Annotated in this window: 15 protein-coding genes; all 15 read right to left on the reverse strand. The window is 64.1% G+C overall.

Annotation, left to right across the window (positions count from 1 at the left end):
- Positions 1-4: 4 nt before the first annotated feature.
- Entirely contained in the window at positions 5-1,183 is a 1,179-nt protein-coding gene (gene mraY / locus N4T19_RS12390; RefSeq protein ID WP_116926496.1) for a phospho-N-acetylmuramoyl-pentapeptide-transferase, read from the reverse strand.
- Positions 1,177-2,592 carry a UDP-N-acetylmuramoyl-tripeptide--D-alanyl-D-alanine ligase gene (locus tag N4T19_RS12395; protein WP_260720294.1) on the reverse strand — a complete coding sequence of 472 codons (1,416 nt, stop codon included), beginning with the start codon at positions 2,590-2,592 and terminating at the stop codon, positions 1,177-1,179. Before N4T19_RS12395 ends, mraY begins: the two co-directional genes overlap by 7 nt.
- 2 nt (positions 2,593-2,594) lie before the next feature.
- Complete coding sequence (locus N4T19_RS12400) at positions 2,595-4,130, reverse strand: UDP-N-acetylmuramoyl-L-alanyl-D-glutamate--2,6-diaminopimelate ligase (RefSeq protein WP_116926497.1); 1,536 nt, start codon at positions 4,128-4,130, stop codon at positions 2,595-2,597.
- The gene (locus N4T19_RS12405) at positions 4,127-5,860 is read right to left on the reverse strand and encodes a peptidoglycan D,D-transpeptidase FtsI family protein (protein WP_409935107.1); all 1,734 of its coding nucleotides are present in this window, start codon (positions 5,858-5,860) and stop codon (positions 4,127-4,129) included. Before N4T19_RS12405 ends, N4T19_RS12400 begins: the two co-directional genes overlap by 4 nt.
- Before the next feature lie 8 nt (positions 5,861-5,868).
- A complete protein-coding gene (ftsL, locus tag N4T19_RS12410) occupies positions 5,869-6,153 on the reverse strand; it encodes a cell division protein FtsL (protein WP_116926558.1) in 285 nt (94 codons plus the stop codon).
- A 43-nt stretch (positions 6,154-6,196) separates the two neighbouring features.
- Positions 6,197-7,126, reverse strand: coding sequence for a 16S rRNA (cytosine(1402)-N(4))-methyltransferase RsmH (rsmH, locus tag N4T19_RS12415; protein ID WP_409935204.1), 930 nt, complete (start codon positions 7,124-7,126; stop codon positions 6,197-6,199).
- 7 nt (positions 7,127-7,133) lie between these two features.
- A complete protein-coding gene (gene mraZ / locus N4T19_RS12420) occupies positions 7,134-7,559 on the reverse strand; it encodes a division/cell wall cluster transcriptional repressor MraZ (RefSeq protein ID WP_021026157.1) in 426 nt (141 codons plus the stop codon).
- Between the two features lie 386 nt (positions 7,560-7,945).
- A complete protein-coding gene (gene hslU, locus N4T19_RS12425; RefSeq protein ID WP_116926499.1) occupies positions 7,946-9,262 on the reverse strand; it encodes an ATP-dependent protease ATPase subunit HslU in 1,317 nt (438 codons plus the stop codon).
- A 94-nt stretch (positions 9,263-9,356) separates the two neighbouring features.
- Positions 9,357-9,902 (reverse strand): ATP-dependent protease subunit HslV, encoded by a 546-nt coding sequence (hslV, locus tag N4T19_RS12430; RefSeq protein ID WP_116926500.1) that lies wholly within the window; start codon positions 9,900-9,902, stop codon positions 9,357-9,359.
- A 108-nt stretch (positions 9,903-10,010) separates the two neighbouring features.
- Positions 10,011-11,687, reverse strand: a complete 1,677-nt coding sequence (locus N4T19_RS12435; protein WP_260718205.1) for a hypothetical protein — start codon at positions 11,685-11,687, stop codon at positions 10,011-10,013.
- A gap of 42 nt (positions 11,688-11,729) precedes the next feature.
- On the reverse strand, positions 11,730-12,212 hold the full coding sequence (gene dksA, locus N4T19_RS12440) for an RNA polymerase-binding protein DksA (protein WP_027010726.1): 483 nt from the start codon (positions 12,210-12,212) through the stop codon (positions 11,730-11,732).
- A gap of 446 nt (positions 12,213-12,658) precedes the next feature.
- Positions 12,659-13,768, reverse strand: a complete 1,110-nt coding sequence (locus N4T19_RS12445) for a CobW family GTP-binding protein (protein ID WP_116926502.1) — start codon at positions 13,766-13,768, stop codon at positions 12,659-12,661.
- A gap of 320 nt (positions 13,769-14,088) precedes the next feature.
- On the reverse strand, positions 14,089-14,844 hold the full coding sequence (locus N4T19_RS12450) for an RNA pseudouridine synthase (protein WP_116926503.1): 756 nt from the start codon (positions 14,842-14,844) through the stop codon (positions 14,089-14,091).
- 160 nt (positions 14,845-15,004) lie between these two features.
- The gene (locus N4T19_RS12455; protein WP_116926504.1) at positions 15,005-16,174 is read right to left on the reverse strand and encodes a HAMP domain-containing sensor histidine kinase; all 1,170 of its coding nucleotides are present in this window, start codon (positions 16,172-16,174) and stop codon (positions 15,005-15,007) included.
- A complete protein-coding gene (locus tag N4T19_RS12460) occupies positions 16,159-16,884 on the reverse strand; it encodes a response regulator (protein WP_116926560.1) in 726 nt (241 codons plus the stop codon). Before N4T19_RS12460 ends, N4T19_RS12455 begins: the two co-directional genes overlap by 16 nt.
- Positions 16,885-17,061: the final 177 nt, after the last annotated feature.

Below are 17,061 nucleotides of genomic sequence, written 5' to 3' on the forward strand. Positions count from 1 at the left end.
GTGCTCACCGCAGCTTCAAGGTAGACAGACCGATCAGACACAGCAGCATCGTGATGATCCAGAAACGCACAACGACCTGGGTTTCGCGCCAGCCGCTCTTTTCAAAATGGTGGTGCAAGGGGGCCATCTTCAACAAACGCCGGCCTTCGCCATAGCGCTTCTTGGTGTACTTGAACCAGACCACCTGCATCATCACCGACACCGCTTCGGCCACAAAGATGCCGCCCATGATGGCCAGCACGATCTCCTGCCGAACGATCACCGCGATCGTGCCCAGCGCACCGCCCAGTGCCAGCGCGCCCACATCGCCCATGAAAACCTGGGCCGGGTGGGTGTTGAACCACAGGAAGGCCAGGCCCGCGCCCGTCATTGCGCAGCAGAACACCAGCAGCTCGCCGGTGCCGCCAATGTGCGGGAACAGCAGGTAGCGCGAGAAATTGACGCTGCCGGTCACATAGGCGAACACGCCCAGCGCCGAGCCCACCATCACCACCGGCATGATGGCCAGGCCATCGAGCCCGTCGGTCAGGTTGACGGCATTGCTCGCGCCCACGATGACCAGGTAGGTCATGATCACAAAGCCCAGCACGCCCAGCGGGTAGTTCACCTGCTTGAAGAAGGGCACCATCAGGCCGGCGTTGGGCGGCAGATCCAGCGAAAAGCCCGACTGCACCCAGTTGACGAACAGGCTCCAGACCTCGGCATTGGTGTTTTCCGAGATACAGAAAACCAGGGCCAACGCGGCGGCCAGGCCGACCATCGACTGCCAGAAATACTTCTCGCGCGAGCGCATGCCTTCGGGGTCCTTGTTGACCACCTTGCGCCAGTCGTCGACCCAGCCAATGGCACCAAAGCCCCAGGTGACGATCAGCACGATCCAGACAAAGCGGTTGGACAGGTCAAACCACAGCACGGTCGAGATGGTGATCGCCAGCAAGATCAGCACGCCGCCCATCGTCGGGGTGCCGCTCTTGCTCAAATGGCTTTGCATCGCATAGCCCCGGATGGGCTGGCCGATCTTCAGCGCCGACAAGGTACGGATGACCTTGGGGCCGGCCACCAGGCCGATCACCAGCGCCGTCATCGCCGCCATCACCGCGCGGAAGGTCAGGTACTGGAAGATGCGCAAAAAGCCGAACTCGGGCGAGAGGCTTTGCAACCAGCTGGCGAGCACAATCAGCATGCGGCCTCCTCATGGGCGTTCAGGCCCTTGTCTGCGCACGACTGCATCGCCTGCACCACTTGCTCCATCTTCATGAACCGCGAACCTTTGACCAACACACTGCCCAACTGAGGCATCAACTTGCACACCGCATCCTGCAAGGCAGGCATGCTCTCGAAATGCTGAGCACCAGCACCAAAGGCCTGGGCGGCCGACTGGCTTTGGGCACCCAAAGTAAACAACTGGGCGATGCCATGCTGCTTGGCCAGCGCACCGGCCTCGGCATGGAACCGGGGCCCTTGGTCACCCACCTCGCCCATATCACCCAGCACCAAGAGCTGGGCCGGGGGCAGCTCGGCCAGCACCTCGATCGCGGCCTGCACCGAATCCGGGTTGGCGTTGTAGCTGTCATCGACCACCGTCAGGCTGCGGCCGGCGATGGGCAGGGCCAGCGCACGCGAGCGGCCCTTGACCGGCTCGAACGCCGACAGGCCCTGGGCAATGGCGGCCAGCGGCACACCGGCGGCATGGGCGCAAGCCGCGGCGGCCAAGGCATTGCGCACGTTGTGGCGGCCGGCAATCTGCAGCACCACGGGCGCAGCGCCACCGGGCAGGTGCAGCTGCAAATGCCAGGCGCCCTCTTGCCACTGCACATCGCTGGCATAGGCTTGGGCGCCATCGGCCTGCTCACCAAAGAGGCAGGTGGCCCGGCCGGCAGCCAGCGCTTGCCACAAGGGGGTATAGGTATCGCCAGCAGGGAACACCGCCACGCCATCGGCTGGCAGCGCGGCCAGCACGCTGCCGTTTTCGCGGGCCACGGCTTCGACCGTGTGCATGAACTCCTGGTGTTCGCGCTGCGCGTTGTTGACCAGGGCCACCTGGGGTTGCGCCATTGCGGCGAGCACGGCGATTTCGCCGGGGTGGTTCATGCCCAGCTCGACCACAGCAGCGCGGTGCGCAGCCGTCAGGCCCAGCAGCGTCAGCGGCACGCCGATCTCGTTGTTCAGGTTGCCACGCGTGGCCCATGCGGCATCGCCGGCATGCGCGCGCAGGATCGAGGCCAGCATCTGGGTTACCGTGGTCTTGCCATTGCTGCCCGTCACTGCAATCAGCGGCAGCGGAAACTGCGCACGCCAGCCGGTGGCCAGCGCGCCCAGCGCCGCCAGGGTATCGGGCACCACAATGCCGGGCAGGCCAGCCTCGGCCGGGTCGGCATGGCACAGCGCAGCCGCTGCACCTGCGGCCTGGGCCTGGGCCAGAAACTGGTTGGCATCAAAGCGTTCACCCTTGAGCGCCACAAACAAATCGCCCGCCTGCAGGCTGCGCGAGTCCGAGTGGACGCGCAGCAGCGGCACAGCACCATCCCCCACCAGCCGGGCCTGGGGGACAAGGGGCTCAATGAAGCCCAGCGCCTGCTGCAGGGTCATCATGCTCATAGGGATTCTTTCCGCTTGGCCAGCGCAGCATGGGCCTGCGCGGCATCGAGAAAGGGCAGCTTCACGCCGGCCACTTCCTGGTAATCTTCATGGCCTTTGCCGGCCAGCAGCACCACATCCTGGCTGGCGGCACGCAGCAGCACCTCGTCGATGGCGGCTGCGCGGTCGGCCTGTACATACCAATGCGCGCTGGGCGTCATGCCGCGCAGAATGTCGTCGATGATGGCCTGGGGCTGCTCGCCGCGCGGGTTGTCGCTGGTCACCACCACCTCGTCGGCACCGGCCTGGGCAATGCGGCCCATCAGCGGGCGCTTGCCGGCATCGCGGTTGCCACCACAGCCAAACACGCACCACAGCTGGCCGCCGCGCTGCACAGCCAGCGGGCGCAGCGCCTGCAAGGCCTTGTCCAGCGCATCGGGGGTGTGGGCGTAATCAATGGCCACCAGGGGCGCACCGGCCTGGCTGACCTGTTCCATGCGGCCCGGCACTGCCGCCAGCCCCGCGCAGGCCTGTGCAGCCTGCTCCAAGCTCGCCCCCAGCACGCGCAGGCTGGCCATCACCTGCAAGAGGTTGAGCACGTTGTACTGGCCAATCACCTGGCTGTGCAGGGTCACGGCAGCGCCTTCGGCGCCGGCCTCTACGACCTCGAACACCAAACCGCGCTCGCCCGCGCGGATGGCCTGGGCAGACAGACGGGCCTGGCTGGGGTTATCCACGGAGACGGTCCACAGATCGAGTGCGCCGCCGGCCAAGGAGGCCGCCAGCGCCGCGCCCCGCGCGTCGTCCAGGTTGACCACGGCCGACTGCAGGCCGGACCAGTGGAACAGAGCCTCTTTAGCGGCCCAGTAGGCATCCATGCTGCCGTGGTAGTCCAGGTGGTCCTGGGTGAAATTCGTGAAGATGGCCAGCCGGATACGGGTGCCGGCCAGGCGGTGCTCGGCAATGCCGATGGACGAGGCCTCGATCGCGCATGCGCCGTAGCCGGCATCGGCAAAGCTGCGGAAGGCGCGCTGCAGCAGCACCGGATCGGGGGTGGTCATGCCGGTCACATCGAGCTGGTGCGGCGGAATGCCCACGCCCAAGGTGCCGACCATCGCGCAGCCCCGGTGCGGCAGCACACCGGATTCGCACAGATGGCTCACCGCCTGGGCCAGCCACCAGCTGATGCTGGTCTTGCCATTGGTGCCGGTGACGGCCAGCACATCGAGCTGCTCGCTGGGCTGGCCAAACCAGGCGCTGGCCATCGGGCCGGTGGCGGCCTTCAAATCGGCCATCGCAGCGACGGGCATGCCTTGCAGATCAAACTGCTCCAGGCCGGCCTGCTCCACCAGGCAGGCGGCCGCGCCGCGCTGCACGGCCTGCGCCACATAGGCCCGGCCGTCATTGACGCCACCGGGCCAGGCGATAAAGGCGTCGCCCGCGTGCACCTGGCGGCTGTCGGTGTGCAAGGTGCCGCCGCGCACGCGCTCGCGCAGCCATTCAACGGCGGCGGCGGTGCTTGTGACAGTGGTCACGGTGGTGGTGGCGCTCATAGCGGCTCCTCCACATCGTTGGCCACAATCTGCGGCTTGACCGACATATCGGGCTGCACGCCCATCAGGCGCAAGGTCTGCTGCACCACTTCGCTGAACACCGGGCCAGCGACGGTACCGCCGTAAAAGCTGCCCTGGCTGGGCTCGTCGACCATCACGGCCACGATGATGCGCGGGTTCTCGATCGGTGCAATGCCGGTGAACCAGGCGCGGTACTTGCCTGCGGCATAGCCCCGGCCCTGCTGCTTGCGGGCCGTACCCGACTTGCCGCCGATGGAGTAGCCCACGGTCTGCGCCTTCTGGCCGGTACCACCCGGGCCGGCGGCCATCCACAGCATGTGGCGCACCAGCTCGGCGGTCTTCTTCGAGAACACCGGCGTGCCCGCAGGGCGGCCACTGCGCTTGAGCATGGTCGCCGGGATCACATTGCCGTCGTTCGAGAACACGGTGTAGGAGCGCGCCATCTGGAACAGCGAAGCCGACAGGCCGTAGCCGTAAGAGATGGTGGCCTGCTCGACCGGCTTCCAGCTCTTCCAGGGACGCAGGCGGCCACTGGCCGCGCCCGGGAAGGCAATCTGGGGCTTTTGCCCATAGCCCAGCGCCGAGTGCACATTCCACATCTCTTGCGGCGACATCTTCTGCGCCACCTTGAGCGCGCCCACGTTGGAGGACTTCTGGATCACGCCATCCACCGTCAGCGCACCATAGTTGTGGGTGTCGCTGATCGTGAAGCCGCCAATCGCGTAACGCCCGGGGGTGGTGTCGATGATCGTGGTGTTCTTGACCCGGCCCAGCTCCAGCGCCGTGCCCACGGTGATGGGCTTCATCGTCGAGCCGGGCTCGAAGGTATCGGTAATCGCGCGGTTGCGCAGCTGCTCACCGGTCAGGCGCGAGCGGTTGTTCGGGTCGTAGCTGGGGTAGTTGGCCAGCGCCAGCACTTCGCCGGTGTGGGCATCCATCACCACGACACTGCCGGCCTTGGCCTTGAAGGCGGCCACCTGGTCGCGCAGCTTCTGGTAGGCGAAGAACTGCACCTTGCTGTCGATGGACAGCTGGATGTCCTGGCCCTCTTGCGGCGGCGTCTCCACGCCCACGCCTTCGACGATGCGGCCCAGGCGGTCCTTGATCACGCGGCGCGAGCCGGCCTTGCCGCCCAGCTCGGTGTTGAAGGCCAGCTCCATGCCTTCCTGGCCCTGGTCTTCCACATTGGTAAAGCCCACGACGTGGGCTGCAGATTCACCTTCGGGGTACTGGCGCTTGTATTCCTTGCGCAGGTAGATGCCCTTGACATCCAGCGCCTTGATCTTCTGCCCGATGTCCCAATCGAGCTGCCGCTTGATCCAGACAAAGGACTTGTCCTCATCGGCCAGCTTGGCATCGAGTTGCGCCAGCGGCATGCCCATCAGCTTGGCGATCTCGCCAATCTTGGCCTTGATCGCCGGATCGGCCTGGTCCACATCTTCGGGAATCGCCCAGATGCTGGCAGCGGGCACGCTGGACGCCAGAATCAGGCCATTGCGGTCGAGGATGCGGCCCCGGTTGGCCGGCAGCTCGATCGTGCGGGCAAAGCGCACTTCGCCCTGGCGCAGGAAGAAATCATTGCCAATGACCTGCACATAGGCGGCGCGGCCAATCAGGCCGGTAAAGGCCAGTGCCAGACCAATCATGATGAAGCGGCTGCGCCACATCGGCGTGCGCTCGGCCAGCAAGGGGCTAGTGGAGTAGCGCATGTCCTTGCTCATGGGGCCACCGATCCGTTGCCTGGCTCAGGCACATACACCGTGACGGCTGGCGTGGCTGTCTGCATACCCCACTTTTCGCGGGCGAGCTGCTCCAGCCGCAGCGGCGTGGCCTGGGCGCGCTTTTCCACCTGCAGGCGCTGGTGGTCCGTCTCCAGCTGGCGCGACTCGGCCAGTGCGCGGTCGAGTTCGGTGAACAGCTTGCGCGATTCATACTGCGACTGCACCAGCGCCATCGCGCTGATGATCGTCACCATGAGCAGCAGAATGTTCAGGCGCAGCAGCACAGCCACCCCCTGTTGCATGGTCCGGGAAGGCCGCGGCGCATCATGCCGCCACCTCGGTGCGTTCGGCCACCCGCATCACCGCACTGCGGGCGCGTGGGTTGGCCGAGACTTCTGCCTCACTGGGTTTGATGCGCTCGAGCGCCTTGAGCAGCATCGGCTTGGGCGTGGCAAAGGGTGCGCGACGGTCGAACACCTCTTTGGAATGCTTGGCAATGAACTGCTTGACGATGCGGTCTTCCAGTGAGTGGAAGCTGATCACCACCAGACGGCCGCCGGGAGCGAGCACCCGCAGACTGGCCTCTAGCGCCTGTTCGAGCTCTTCAAGCTCGGCATTAATGAAAATCCGAAGAGCCTGGAATGTCCGCGTAGCTGGATTTTGCCCAGCCTCGCGGGTCTTGACTGCGCCAGCCACGAGCTCGGCCAGATCGGCAGTGGTGGCGACTGGCGAGCCAGCCTCCCGCCGCGCAACAATCGCCTTTGCAATGGGCCCAGCAAACCGTTCTTCACCGAAGTCACGAATCACCTCCGCTATTTGCTGTGTTTCCGCCTCTTGCAACCACTCGGCCACACTCTGGCCTCGGGTGGTGTCCATGCGCATGTCGAGCGGGCCATCGAAGCGGAAACTGAAGCCGCGCTCGGGACTGTCGATCTGCGGGGAGCTGACCCCCAGATCCAGCAGCACGCCGGCCACCGAAGCGGCAGGCAGCTGCGCCATGTGGCTGAAGCCCTCATGGCGAATGGCAAACCGGGAGTCGGCAATCTTGCCGGCCTCGGCAATCGCCTCCACGTCCTTGTCAAAAGCAATGAGCCGGCCCTGGGCCGGCAGCTTGGACAGCACCAGGCGGGAATGCCCGCCTCTGCCAAAAGTCCCATCGACAAAGACCGGGTCCATCTCGACCCTGGCCTCCAACAAGGCGTCCACGGCCTCGTTGAGCAAGACGGTGGTGTGCAGGTAGTTCTTGGTTTCCACATGCACCTCAGAATGCAAAGTTATCCAGGGCGTCGGGCGGCAGATTCTGCAGGGCTTCGGCCTCCTGCTTCTCGTACGTCGCCTTGTCCCACAATTCAAAATGGCTGCCCATCCCCATCAGGATCGCGTCCTTGGTGATGTTGGCCGCAGCACGCAGCTCGGGGGACACCAGCACACGGCCGGTGCCATCCATTTCCACATCCATCGCGCTACCCAGAAAAATCCGCTTGAGCACCTGCTCGCCCATCTTGACCTGCGCCATGCGCGCGCTGAAAACCGCCCAGGCATCCTGCGGGAAGATCATCAGGCAACCATGGGGATGGCGGGTAATGGTGAGCGTGGGTCCGGGCTTCGTCAGCGCGTCGCGATGCCGGGTCGGTATCGATAACCGACCTTTCGCATCAAGACTGAGTGAGGAAGCTCCTTGAAACACGGTGTGGACTCTGGTTGGGGTTTCGGAGGGAGTAAGTGCACTTTTTCCCACAAAACTGCACTTTTCCCCACTGTATCAGGAATTCCAGATCGCGCCACACTTCAACACAATGATTTGCAATGAAAATACAAGTAAATCAATAACTTATAACGCACTTCAAGCAAAAACCGCTATGAAATTCTTCTTATTTGATAGGCACTTACAATCGCCTCTATATCCAGACTCTTAGCAAAATTGACGCCATCAGGGATTACCATCTGATCGTCTTTTGTTACAAAACTAGATGTTCTCCTACAAGCCCACATGCGGCGGCTGGCCGAAAAGCAAGTGCCCGCCAACATGGGCGGGCACGCGGTTCAGAATGCGCGCTGCCGCGCACCTTATGGCTAGAGGATATAACGCGATAAATCCTCGTTTTGGCTCAACGAGCCCAGGCGCTGGTCCACATAGGCGGCGTCAATCACCACCGTCTGTCCGCCCAGCTTGGTGGCCCCAAAGCTGATCTCTTCGAGCAGGCGCTCCATCACCGTCGCCAGGCGGCGCGCGCCGATGTTCTCGGTGCGCTCGTTGACGTCAAAAGCGATGCGCGCCAGGCGCGTGATGCCGTCGGCTTCAAACTGCAGCTTCACGCCCTCGGTGGCCAGCAGCGCTTCGTACTGCTTGATCAGCGACGCATGGGTCTGCGTCAGAATGGCCTCGAAATCCTGCACCGACAGCGAGCCGAGCTCCACACGGATCGGGAAACGCCCTTGCAGCTCGGGGATCAGGTCGCTGGGCTTGGCCAGGTGAAAGGCGCCCGAGGCAATGAACAGGATATGGTCGGTCTTCACGATGCCGTACTTGGTCGAGACGGCCGTGCCTTCGACCAGGGGCAGCAGGTCGCGCTGCACGCCCTGGCGCGAGACATCGCTGCCGCTGGTTTCCTGGCGCGTGGCGACCTTGTCGATCTCGTCGATGAAGACGATGCCGTTTTGCTCGAGGTTCTCGATGGCCCGGGATTTGACATCTTCCTCGTTCACCAGCTTGGCCGCCTCCTCATCGGTGATCAGCTGTAGCGCTTCGCTGATCTTGAGCTTGCGCACCTTGCGCTTGTCCTGGCCCATCTGGCTGAACATGCCGCGCAGCTGCTCGGCCATCTCCTCCATACCCTGGGGGCCCATGATCTCGAGCTGGGGCTTGGCCTCGGCCACCTCAATGTCGATCTCCTTGTCATTGAGCTCACCCTGGCGCAGCTTCTTGCGAAACACCTGGCGCGTGCTGGTATCGGGCGCGGCTTCACCGGTCCGGGCGGGCGGCAGCAGCGCATCCAGAATGCGCTCTTCGGCGGCGTCCTCGGCACGCACGCGCAGCTTCTTCACGTCCGATGCGCGGGTCTGTTTGACGGCCACCTCGGCCAGATCGCGGATGATGGCATCCACATCCTTGCCCACATAGCCCACCTCGGTGAACTTGGTCGCCTCGACCTTGATGAAGGGCGCATCGGCCAGCTTGGCCAGGCGCCGGGCAATCTCGGTCTTGCCCACACCCGTGGGGCCAATCATCAGGATGTTCTTGGGCGTGATCTCCTGGCGCAGGCCGTCAGCGACCTGCTGGCGGCGCCAGCGGTTGCGCAGCGCGATAGCGACGGCGCGCTTGGCATTGGCCTGGCCAACGATGTGGTTGTCGAGTTCGGAAACGATTTCCTGGGGTGTCATCGAGGACATAGTGCAAAATCCGGTTGGCACCCGCCGGGCAACGGGTACAGCAGTCGATCAATGGGAGATGGGGCGGCAGGTGGCGCGCCGGCCTGCCAGACGCTCACAAGGTCTCAATCGTGTGGTGCATATTGGTGTAGATGCACAGCTCGCCGGCGATGCCCAGCGATTTGCGCACCACCTCTTCGGCCGACAGATCGGTGTTGTTCAACAGCGCCTTGGCCGCCGAATGCGCATAGGCGCCGCCCGATCCAATGGCCACAATGCCCTGCTCGGGCTCCAGCACATCGCCATTGCCAGTGATGATCAGCGAGGCCGAATGGTCAGCCACCGCCAGCATGGCTTCGAGGCGGCGCAACACGCGGTCGGTGCGCCAGTCCTTGGTCAGCTCGATCGCTGCGCGGGTCAGCTGGCCCTGGTGCTTGTCCAGTTTGGCCTCGAAGCGCTCAAACAAGGTGAAGGCATCGGCCGTCGCGCCGGCAAAGCCGGCCAGCACCTTGCCGCCATAGAGCTTGCGCACCTTGCGTGCGGTGCCCTTGACGACGATGTTGCCCAGGGTGACCTGGCCGTCGCCGCCAATAGCGACCTGGATGCCTTGCGGCGTTTCGCGCCGAACGCTGAGAATGGTTGTGCCGTGATACTGTTCCATAGTCTTGCCTATATGGAGCCTGGCCCGGGTTTTCCAAGGCGGAGGCGGCGCAGCAGGCAGAAAAAAACGCACCCGCAGGTGCGTTTGTTGCCCACTCGCGCTGCCCCATCAGTTTTCCCGCTGGTTGACGATGGAGTGCTCGTTGATGCCGATCAGGTTGAAGAACACGGCATTCAAGCGGTGCAGGTTGCCAAAACGCACCAGCACGTTTTTCTGTTGGCATTCGGCCACCCAGTTGAGCACCGAGCCGGCCGCGACAAAGTCGATGCGCATCAGGCGGTCGCAGCGTACCGTGAACGGCATGCCCGGCTCCACCATCGGCGTGAAGGTGTCGAGCTGCCGGGAGACATCCCCTTCGACAATCCCTTCGAGCACGGCCTGCGGGCTGTCGGCGACCACCGGCTTTCTCTCGGGCAGATCAAAGCCCAGCGACATATCCGGCGCAGCGGGAGCACCAGAGCGTGTGCTGTCGCTGCTGGTTTCGGCCCGGGGCGCGACCCAGGATGGCGGCGATACCTCGTAGGTGATGCAGTAATCGAGCGCGGCCGCTTCAAAATCCTGCTCCAGCTGCAGCAAACGCAAAAAGGCCATGCGCAGCGACCAGCGCTCCTGGGCCACCGCGTTGTCGCCCACCGGCGTTTGCGCCTCCAGCACCGAGAGCAGATGGTCTGCCCCGACAAAGACCAGGCGCGCATCGGGCTGGTCCGCCCATGCACGGAACTGGGCCAGCAGCGCGGCGACCACCTCATCACGCACCTCGGTCACGCGGGACCAGTTCAGCGTCCAAGGGGGCGCATAGCGCTTGAGATTGCCTTGCAGGCCGCTGAGTGCCGCGCTGCTGAGCACCGGAGGCGCCTGCCAGTTGAGCAGCCGCACCTCTTGCGCGGAGGTGTCGCCCGCCTGCAGCGCCTTGGCACCCAGCTCTTGCGGCATCGAGAACCACACGGGTGCTGAGCGCCCATATTTGCTGGCAAATTCAATCGCGTGGAAATCAAACCTGGTCTGGTCACCGGTAGCGCGGTACAGGTCAAACAAGGTCAGCCAGATCGTCAGCTGCCCCATCAGATCGCCACGGCGCTGCTGTACCAGGGCCAGCAGCGAGGCCTCGGCCCCGGCTGCATCGCCGTTGGCAAACAACACGGCTGCTTCTTCCAGATCGGTATCGTGGATGAACCGGCCCGACTCGACCTGGGCATCAAAGGCGGCCGCGGGCAAGGCCGCAGGGGCGGCTGGCGGCAGCGCCACCGGTGCAGCGGCGGGCACCACAGGCACGGCTTCGGCCAATAAGGGCGCCGCAGCAGATGCAGCGGGCACGGGCGCACTGACCGGCGTGGCCTCGGCAGGGGCAGCAGCGGCAGGATCGGCCGCAGCCGCAGCGGCGTTGTCGCCGGACCACCACTGCTTGGACATCTGCCGCTCGATCTGGTTGATTTTCTCGATGGTGTGCGAGGGATGGACATGCTTGCCCGCCGCAGCGGCTGCGGCGTCGGGCGCCACCCCGCCTTCGAGCATGGCCGCCGAGCTGGCGGCCCCATCGGCGCCAGCGCTGCTGGACTTGTTGGCTTCGCGCCGGATCTTGCGCAGCTGGTCGAACTCCAGCTTGCGCACAAAATCATTGCGGCGCTTGCGCTCCATGATCTCCTTGAGCGCCTGCTTGGAAAACTGCGCTTCAGGGTTCTCCGGCTCCGGCGTCTTGTCCAGCTCCGACCACTGCGTGGTGGGTTTGGTTACAAAGCGCACCACCTTGGACAACAAACCCTTGGTTGGCTTTTGAGCCTCACTCATGGTTACTCCCTCCCCTTGTGTGTCCGGTGCGCTGCCCCAGCCTCAATCACCAAACATTTTTTGTTTCAATTCACGGCGCTGCTGCGCTTCCAGCGACAAAGTGGCCGTAGGACGCGCCAGCAGACGGCCCACCCCGATGGGCTCGCCCGTCTCGTCGCAGTAGCCATAGTCGCCCGCATCGATGCGGCTGATCGACTGGTCGATCTTCTTCAAGAGCTTACGCTCACGGTCGCGCGTGCGCAAGACAAGCGCATGCTCTTCCTCAATGGTAGCGCGGTCTGCTGGATCGGGCACGACCACGGTGTCTTCACGCAGGTTTTCCGTCGTGGCATCGGCATTGAGGTGGATGCCGGTCTTCAGCTCCACCAGCTTCTTGCGAAAGAACGCCAGTTGGATGTCGTTCATGTATTCGCTCTCCGGCATCGACAGCACCTCATCGTCAGTGAGGGTGTCTACCGTCTTGGACTTCCAAGCATTGGCCAGCTTGGCGTCGCGTTTAGGGATGGTTTGCGTAGTGGTAGGCATAGTTCTCTCGACTGGCTAGCGCAGTTCTTACATGCGACGGATGTCCGTCTCGTTACAAAAGGTGCAAAGCCCGGCAGGCTCCGCCCCCTGATCAACTTGCCCGCGTCCCACAGGGACCCAGGCACATCTATGAAGTCGGGCCGGTGCCCGCAACTCCGTCATCTTGCAGGCCACCCCGGCCAGCACCTGGCAGGGTAAAGCTCGCTTGCACAAGCCTCCTTCTCCTTCAGCGCCGTGTCCAACAGGCCAAAGCCCCTCAAACACTGCGCTCTCTCATCGAAATCTTCAGGACGAACCACGGAAACCGTATCTCGCCGCATGCCTGCTTTGCTGCATTTCGGGCCGCGATTGTATATGGCATCGCTGCACAGCAACAAGTGGATGCAGCCCGGATGCAACGGGGGGTTTCCCCGGGGTCTCATCCCCGGGCCGCCCCTCGCGGGCGATCAGGCCTCCACCACGCACTGGTCCAGGCCCTGGCGCAGGATGTCCTGCGGCAGATCAATTCCGATGAAGACCATCTTGCTCTGGCGGCGCTCGTCGGCAGCCCACTCGGGGCCCAGATCGCTGCCCATCAGCTGGTGCACGCCCTGGAAAATCACCTTGCGGTCGGTGCCCTTCATCGCCAGGACCCCCTTGTAACGCAGCATGCGCGGGCCATAAATGTTCACAATGGCGCCCAGGAAGTCTTCCAGCTTGGCGGGATCAAAGGCCTTGTCCACACGGTAGACAAAGCTTTTCACATCATCGTCATGGTGGTGGTGGTGCGGGTGGTTGCAGTGCTCGCCATGCGCGTGGTCGTGCCCGCAGTTCTCGTCGTGCACATGGCCGTGGCTATCGCCGTGGTCATGGTCGTGGCCGCAATGCTCGTCATGCACATGGCCGTGGTCGTGGCCCTCTTCCTTGAGGAAGTCCGGGTCGATGTTGAGCGTGGCATTGAGGTTGAAGCCGCGCAGATCGAACACGTCCTTGAGCGGCACATCGCCAAAATGCACGGCACGGATCGGTGCGCGCGGGTTCATGTGCTTGAGGCGGTGGACCAGCGCGTCCTTGTCGGCCTCGGTCACCAGGTCGGTCTTGGACAGGAAGATCTGGTCGGCAAAGCCCACCTGGCGGCGCGCCTCCTGGCGGGTGTCGAGCTGCTGGCCGGCGTGCTTGGCATCCACCAGCGTGATGATGGAGTCGATCAGATAGGTTTCGGCGATTTCTTCGTCCATGAAGAAGGTTTGCGCCACCGGGCCGGGGTCGGCCAGGCCCGTGGTTTCGATCACGATGCGCTCGAAATCCACCAGCCCCTTGCGGCGCTTGGCTGCCAGCAGCTGCAGCGCTTCGCGCAAGTCCTCACGGATGGTGCAGCAGATGCAGCCATTGCTCATCTGCAGAATCTGTTCCTTCGATTCGGTCTTGAGGATGTCGGTATCGATGTTCTCTTCGCCGAACTCGTTCTCGATCACGGCGATCTTCATGCCGTGCGACTCATGCAGCACGCGCTTGAGCAGCGTGGTTTTGCCCGAGCCCAAGAAGCCCGTGAGGATGGTGACTGGAATGAGTGACATAGGACCCCTGATAGTTACACAAAAGGCAGCGATCACAAGCCGCGCCCCGCGCCAGGCTTGCCCGCCCACGGCCCAGCGCACAAGCTCAGGCCTTTGTATCAAACACCGTTATATGGGGCCATGGCAGGCAATATCAAGACAGCCACAGGTAATTTCTGTGGCGATGCCGACAGCGGGCTATTGTGGCATGTTTTGCAAGCCGATCACATTCAGGCATGCACCGGTTCAATCCCAAGCCGCAAAACAGAAATCTGCTATCAAATCTATAACAGATCGCTGCCAGGCTGCTGCCTGTGGCCACCGTCCCGCCCCCGAGCGCGTCAGAACCGCTCGTAGCCTTGCAGGTAGCGCCACTGCCCCTGGGGCAGCTTGCTCAGCGAAATCCGGCCGATGCGCAAACGCTTCATGGACAGCAGCTCCAGGCCCAGCGCTGAACAAATGGTCGGCAGCCATTCGGGCGCGACCCGCTTGAGCGCGAACCGCAGATGGGTTTCGTTCTGCCAGCTGGCCTTGAGGGGCGGCAGGCGCTCGCCATCCACATACAGCCCCTGGGCCAGCAAGGCCAGGCCATCGTCGATGATTTGCCCCTGCACCTCGACCAGGCATTCCTGCTCGAGCAAATCCGCTTCTTCGCTCAGATGGCGGATGATGCGCGGGTCCTGGCTGTAGACCACCAGGCCACTGGCAGCGCGCGGGATGGGCAGCAAAAACTGCTGGTGGCGAAAATGGCGCGCCACGGGCCGGGCAGGCTGGGGGGTATCGACATCGGCCAGGTTATCGGGCGTCAGCAGGTCCAGCGCACTGAGGCCCTGGCGCCCGGGCTCGAGCGCGCGCAGGCTGTAGCCCGCAGGCTTGTGCAGCAGCAAGGTGACCGGCTGGATCGGGCGCAGATCGGCGCCGCGCTGCAGCAGCACGGTCTGGCTGGGCAGCACACGGGCGCCCGGAGTGTCCTGGATCTGGCCATCCACCGTCACAAAGCCGGCATCGATATAGTGCTCGGCCTCGGCGCGCGAGCAACCGATATCGCTGGCCAGGCGTTTGGACAGGCGGATGGCTTGGGGGTCTTGGGCTTGCATGGGGCAGCAACTGTGCGGCGTGGCGCGGCAACGCGCGATCCGCTCCTTAAAAAATAGCAAAAGCTCTGCAATCACAGAGCGCAAACGCCATTTTAATCGCCGCCCATCGCCAGCGCCCGATCGGCGCTTTGCGGCCTTGCCTTTGACCCCGCAGAGGGCCTCAGGCCGGCGCAAAACGCAGGCGAAACCGCGCGCCGCCCCGCGACGAGCTCTCGGCCAGCGCCACCCCGCCTTGCAGCTCGGTCAGCGCCTGCACGATGGACAGCCCCAGGCCCGAGCCCTCCCGCTTGCGCCGGCCCGGGGCCATCGCAAAGCGCCGGAAGGGATGCGTGCGCAGCTCCTGCGGCAGCCCCGGCCCGGCATCGCTGACCAGCAGCTCGATCCAGATATGCCCCTGTGCATCGCGCAGGTTGCGCACCTCCACCTCCAACCAGTGCCCGCTGGCCGCGTGGCGCACGGCATTGCCCACCAGGTTGGCAATGATCTGGCGCATGCGCAACGGGTCGGCACGGATGGTGCTGACCGCATCGTCCTCGGGCAGCACTTGCGACAGCACCATCTGAGCGTGCTGCAGTTGGGGCTGCAATTCCTGAAGACTTTCGCGCACCAGTGCCCCCAGGCTCAGGCGCTCCTTGCGCAGCGACATCTCACCGGCCTCGGCCATCGCCAGCGTATGCAGGTCGTCAATCAAGCGGCCCAGGTGCTCGGTCTGCGCCAGCAGCAGCCGAAACTCCTGATCGCTGGGCGCAATGACGCCATCGCACATGGCATGCAAATGGGTCTTGAGCACCGACAGCGGCGTGCGCAGCTCATGCGAGATGGAGGCGGCCGACGCCTGGCGCTCGGCATTGAGCTTTTGCAGCGCGTCGATCATCGCGTTGAAGGTGTGCACCACTTCCTTCAACTCACCGTGCGCGCCCTCTTCCACCACGCGTGTCGAGCTGAAATCACCGTGCGCCACGCGCTGCGCCACCTCCACCATCGACGCCAGCGGCCGGGTGATATAGCGCGAGACGAAAAAACCCATGGCCAGGCCAAACGGCAGGCAGACCAGCAGACCGATGAACAGCGACACCTGCTCGCCAAAGAACACCTCGCCACGCCAGTATTCGCCATAGATCTGCATGGCACGCGGGCTGTTGTCCAGGTCGCGCTCGATCAGGTCGTCCAGCTCCACCCGCACCGCGCTGGGCAGGCTTTGGTAGAACTGGTTGTACTGCACCGCATTGAAGGCCCAGGCACAGGCGCTGAGCAGCGCAATGGTGCTGAGCAGCGTGCCGGCAATCCAGAAGCCAAAGCGGACCCAGATGCGGTTCAGTCCCCGGGCCATAGGCGGTACCCAATGCTGCGCACGGTCTCGATCAGCTCCTCCTGGCCGGCCAGCTGCAATTTGCGGCGCAGCTTGGACAGGTGCGAGTCGATCACCCGCTCCAGTGCGTCGCTCTCGGGCAGGCACTGCTCGATCAGCTGCGCGCGTGAAAAACAGCGCCGCGGCTGGGAGGCCAGCAGGGCCAGCAGCCGGAACTCGGTCAGGGTCAGCGGCAGCGGTGTTGCCTGGCCCTGCGCGTCGTAGACCCGGGCACTGTGCTCGGCGGGGTTGATCTCCAGCGCGCCCACCCGGATGGGCGCCATCGGTGCAGCGGCGGCCTTGGGCTGGCTGCGGCGCAACACGGCGCGCACGCGCGCCACCACTTCAGCGGGGTTGAAGGGCTTGACCACATAGTCATCGGCCCCCAGGCGCAACGCCACGAGCTTGTCCACGTCATCGGCCAGCGCCGTCACCATGATCACCGGGGTCTGGCCCTGGTCGCGGATGAAGCGCAGCACATCGACCCCGTCGATGCCGGGCAGGTGGATGTCGAGCAGCACCAGGTCGGGCTGGTTTTGGCGAAAAAGCTGCAAGGCCTGCTCACCATCGCGTGCAAACAGCGTACGCAGACCGTCGCGCTCCAGGTAGGCGACCAAAATCGTGGCAATGCCTGGCTCATCCTCCACGACGAGCACCAGCGGAGCGGCCACAGGTGGCGTAGGTAGTTTCATGGCAGACACCATCGCAAGTAGGTTCCAGCGGCGCCTCACAGGGCGCCCAAAAGCGGTTGAAGCAAGCCATTATGACCGTGCCGCTCGCCCGCTGCACGCCTTGGCGGCCTCCATGTTTTCTCCATCATTTGTGCAAGCTTACGCAAGCTTGGCAGGGTTGAATGGCCCGCATATTTG

The organism is Comamonas squillarum (genome assembly GCF_025309455.1).
Classification (GTDB): domain Bacteria; phylum Pseudomonadota; class Gammaproteobacteria; order Burkholderiales; family Burkholderiaceae_C; genus Comamonas; species Comamonas squillarum.

Bases quoted from the DNA above. Each gene is read 5' to 3' on its own strand.
- N4T19_RS12400 (WP_116926497.1), bottom strand. From the start codon at position 4,130: ATGAGCGCCACCACCACCGTGACCACTGTCACAAGCACCGCCGCCGCC.
- hslU (WP_116926499.1), bottom strand. From the start codon at position 9,262: ATGTCCTCGATGACACCCCAGGAAATCGTTTCCGAACTCGACAACCAC.
- hslV (WP_116926500.1), bottom strand. From the start codon at position 9,902: ATGGAACAGTATCACGGCACAACCATTCTCAGCGTTCGGCGCGAAACG.
- N4T19_RS12445 (WP_116926502.1), bottom strand. From the start codon at position 13,768: ATGTCACTCATTCCAGTCACCATCCTCACGGGCTTCTTGGGCTCGGGC.
- dksA (WP_027010726.1), bottom strand. From the start codon at position 12,212: ATGCCTACCACTACGCAAACCATCCCTAAACGCGACGCCAAGCTGGCC.
- N4T19_RS12450 (WP_116926503.1), bottom strand. From the start codon at position 14,844: ATGCAAGCCCAAGACCCCCAAGCCATCCGCCTGTCCAAACGCCTGGCC.
- N4T19_RS12405 (WP_409935107.1), bottom strand. From the start codon at position 5,860: ATGCGCTACTCCACTAGCCCCTTGCTGGCCGAGCGCACGCCGATGTGG.
- N4T19_RS12460 (WP_116926560.1), bottom strand. From the start codon at position 16,884: ATGAAACTACCTACGCCACCTGTGGCCGCTCCGCTGGTGCTCGTCGTG.
- N4T19_RS12395 (WP_260720294.1), bottom strand. From the start codon at position 2,592: ATGATGACCCTGCAGCAGGCGCTGGGCTTCATTGAGCCCCTTGTCCCC.
- mraY (WP_116926496.1), bottom strand. From the start codon at position 1,183: ATGCTGATTGTGCTCGCCAGCTGGTTGCAAAGCCTCTCGCCCGAGTTC.
- N4T19_RS12455 (WP_116926504.1), bottom strand. From the start codon at position 16,174: ATGGCCCGGGGACTGAACCGCATCTGGGTCCGCTTTGGCTTCTGGATT.
- N4T19_RS12435 (WP_260718205.1), bottom strand. From the start codon at position 11,687: ATGAGTGAGGCTCAAAAGCCAACCAAGGGTTTGTTGTCCAAGGTGGTG.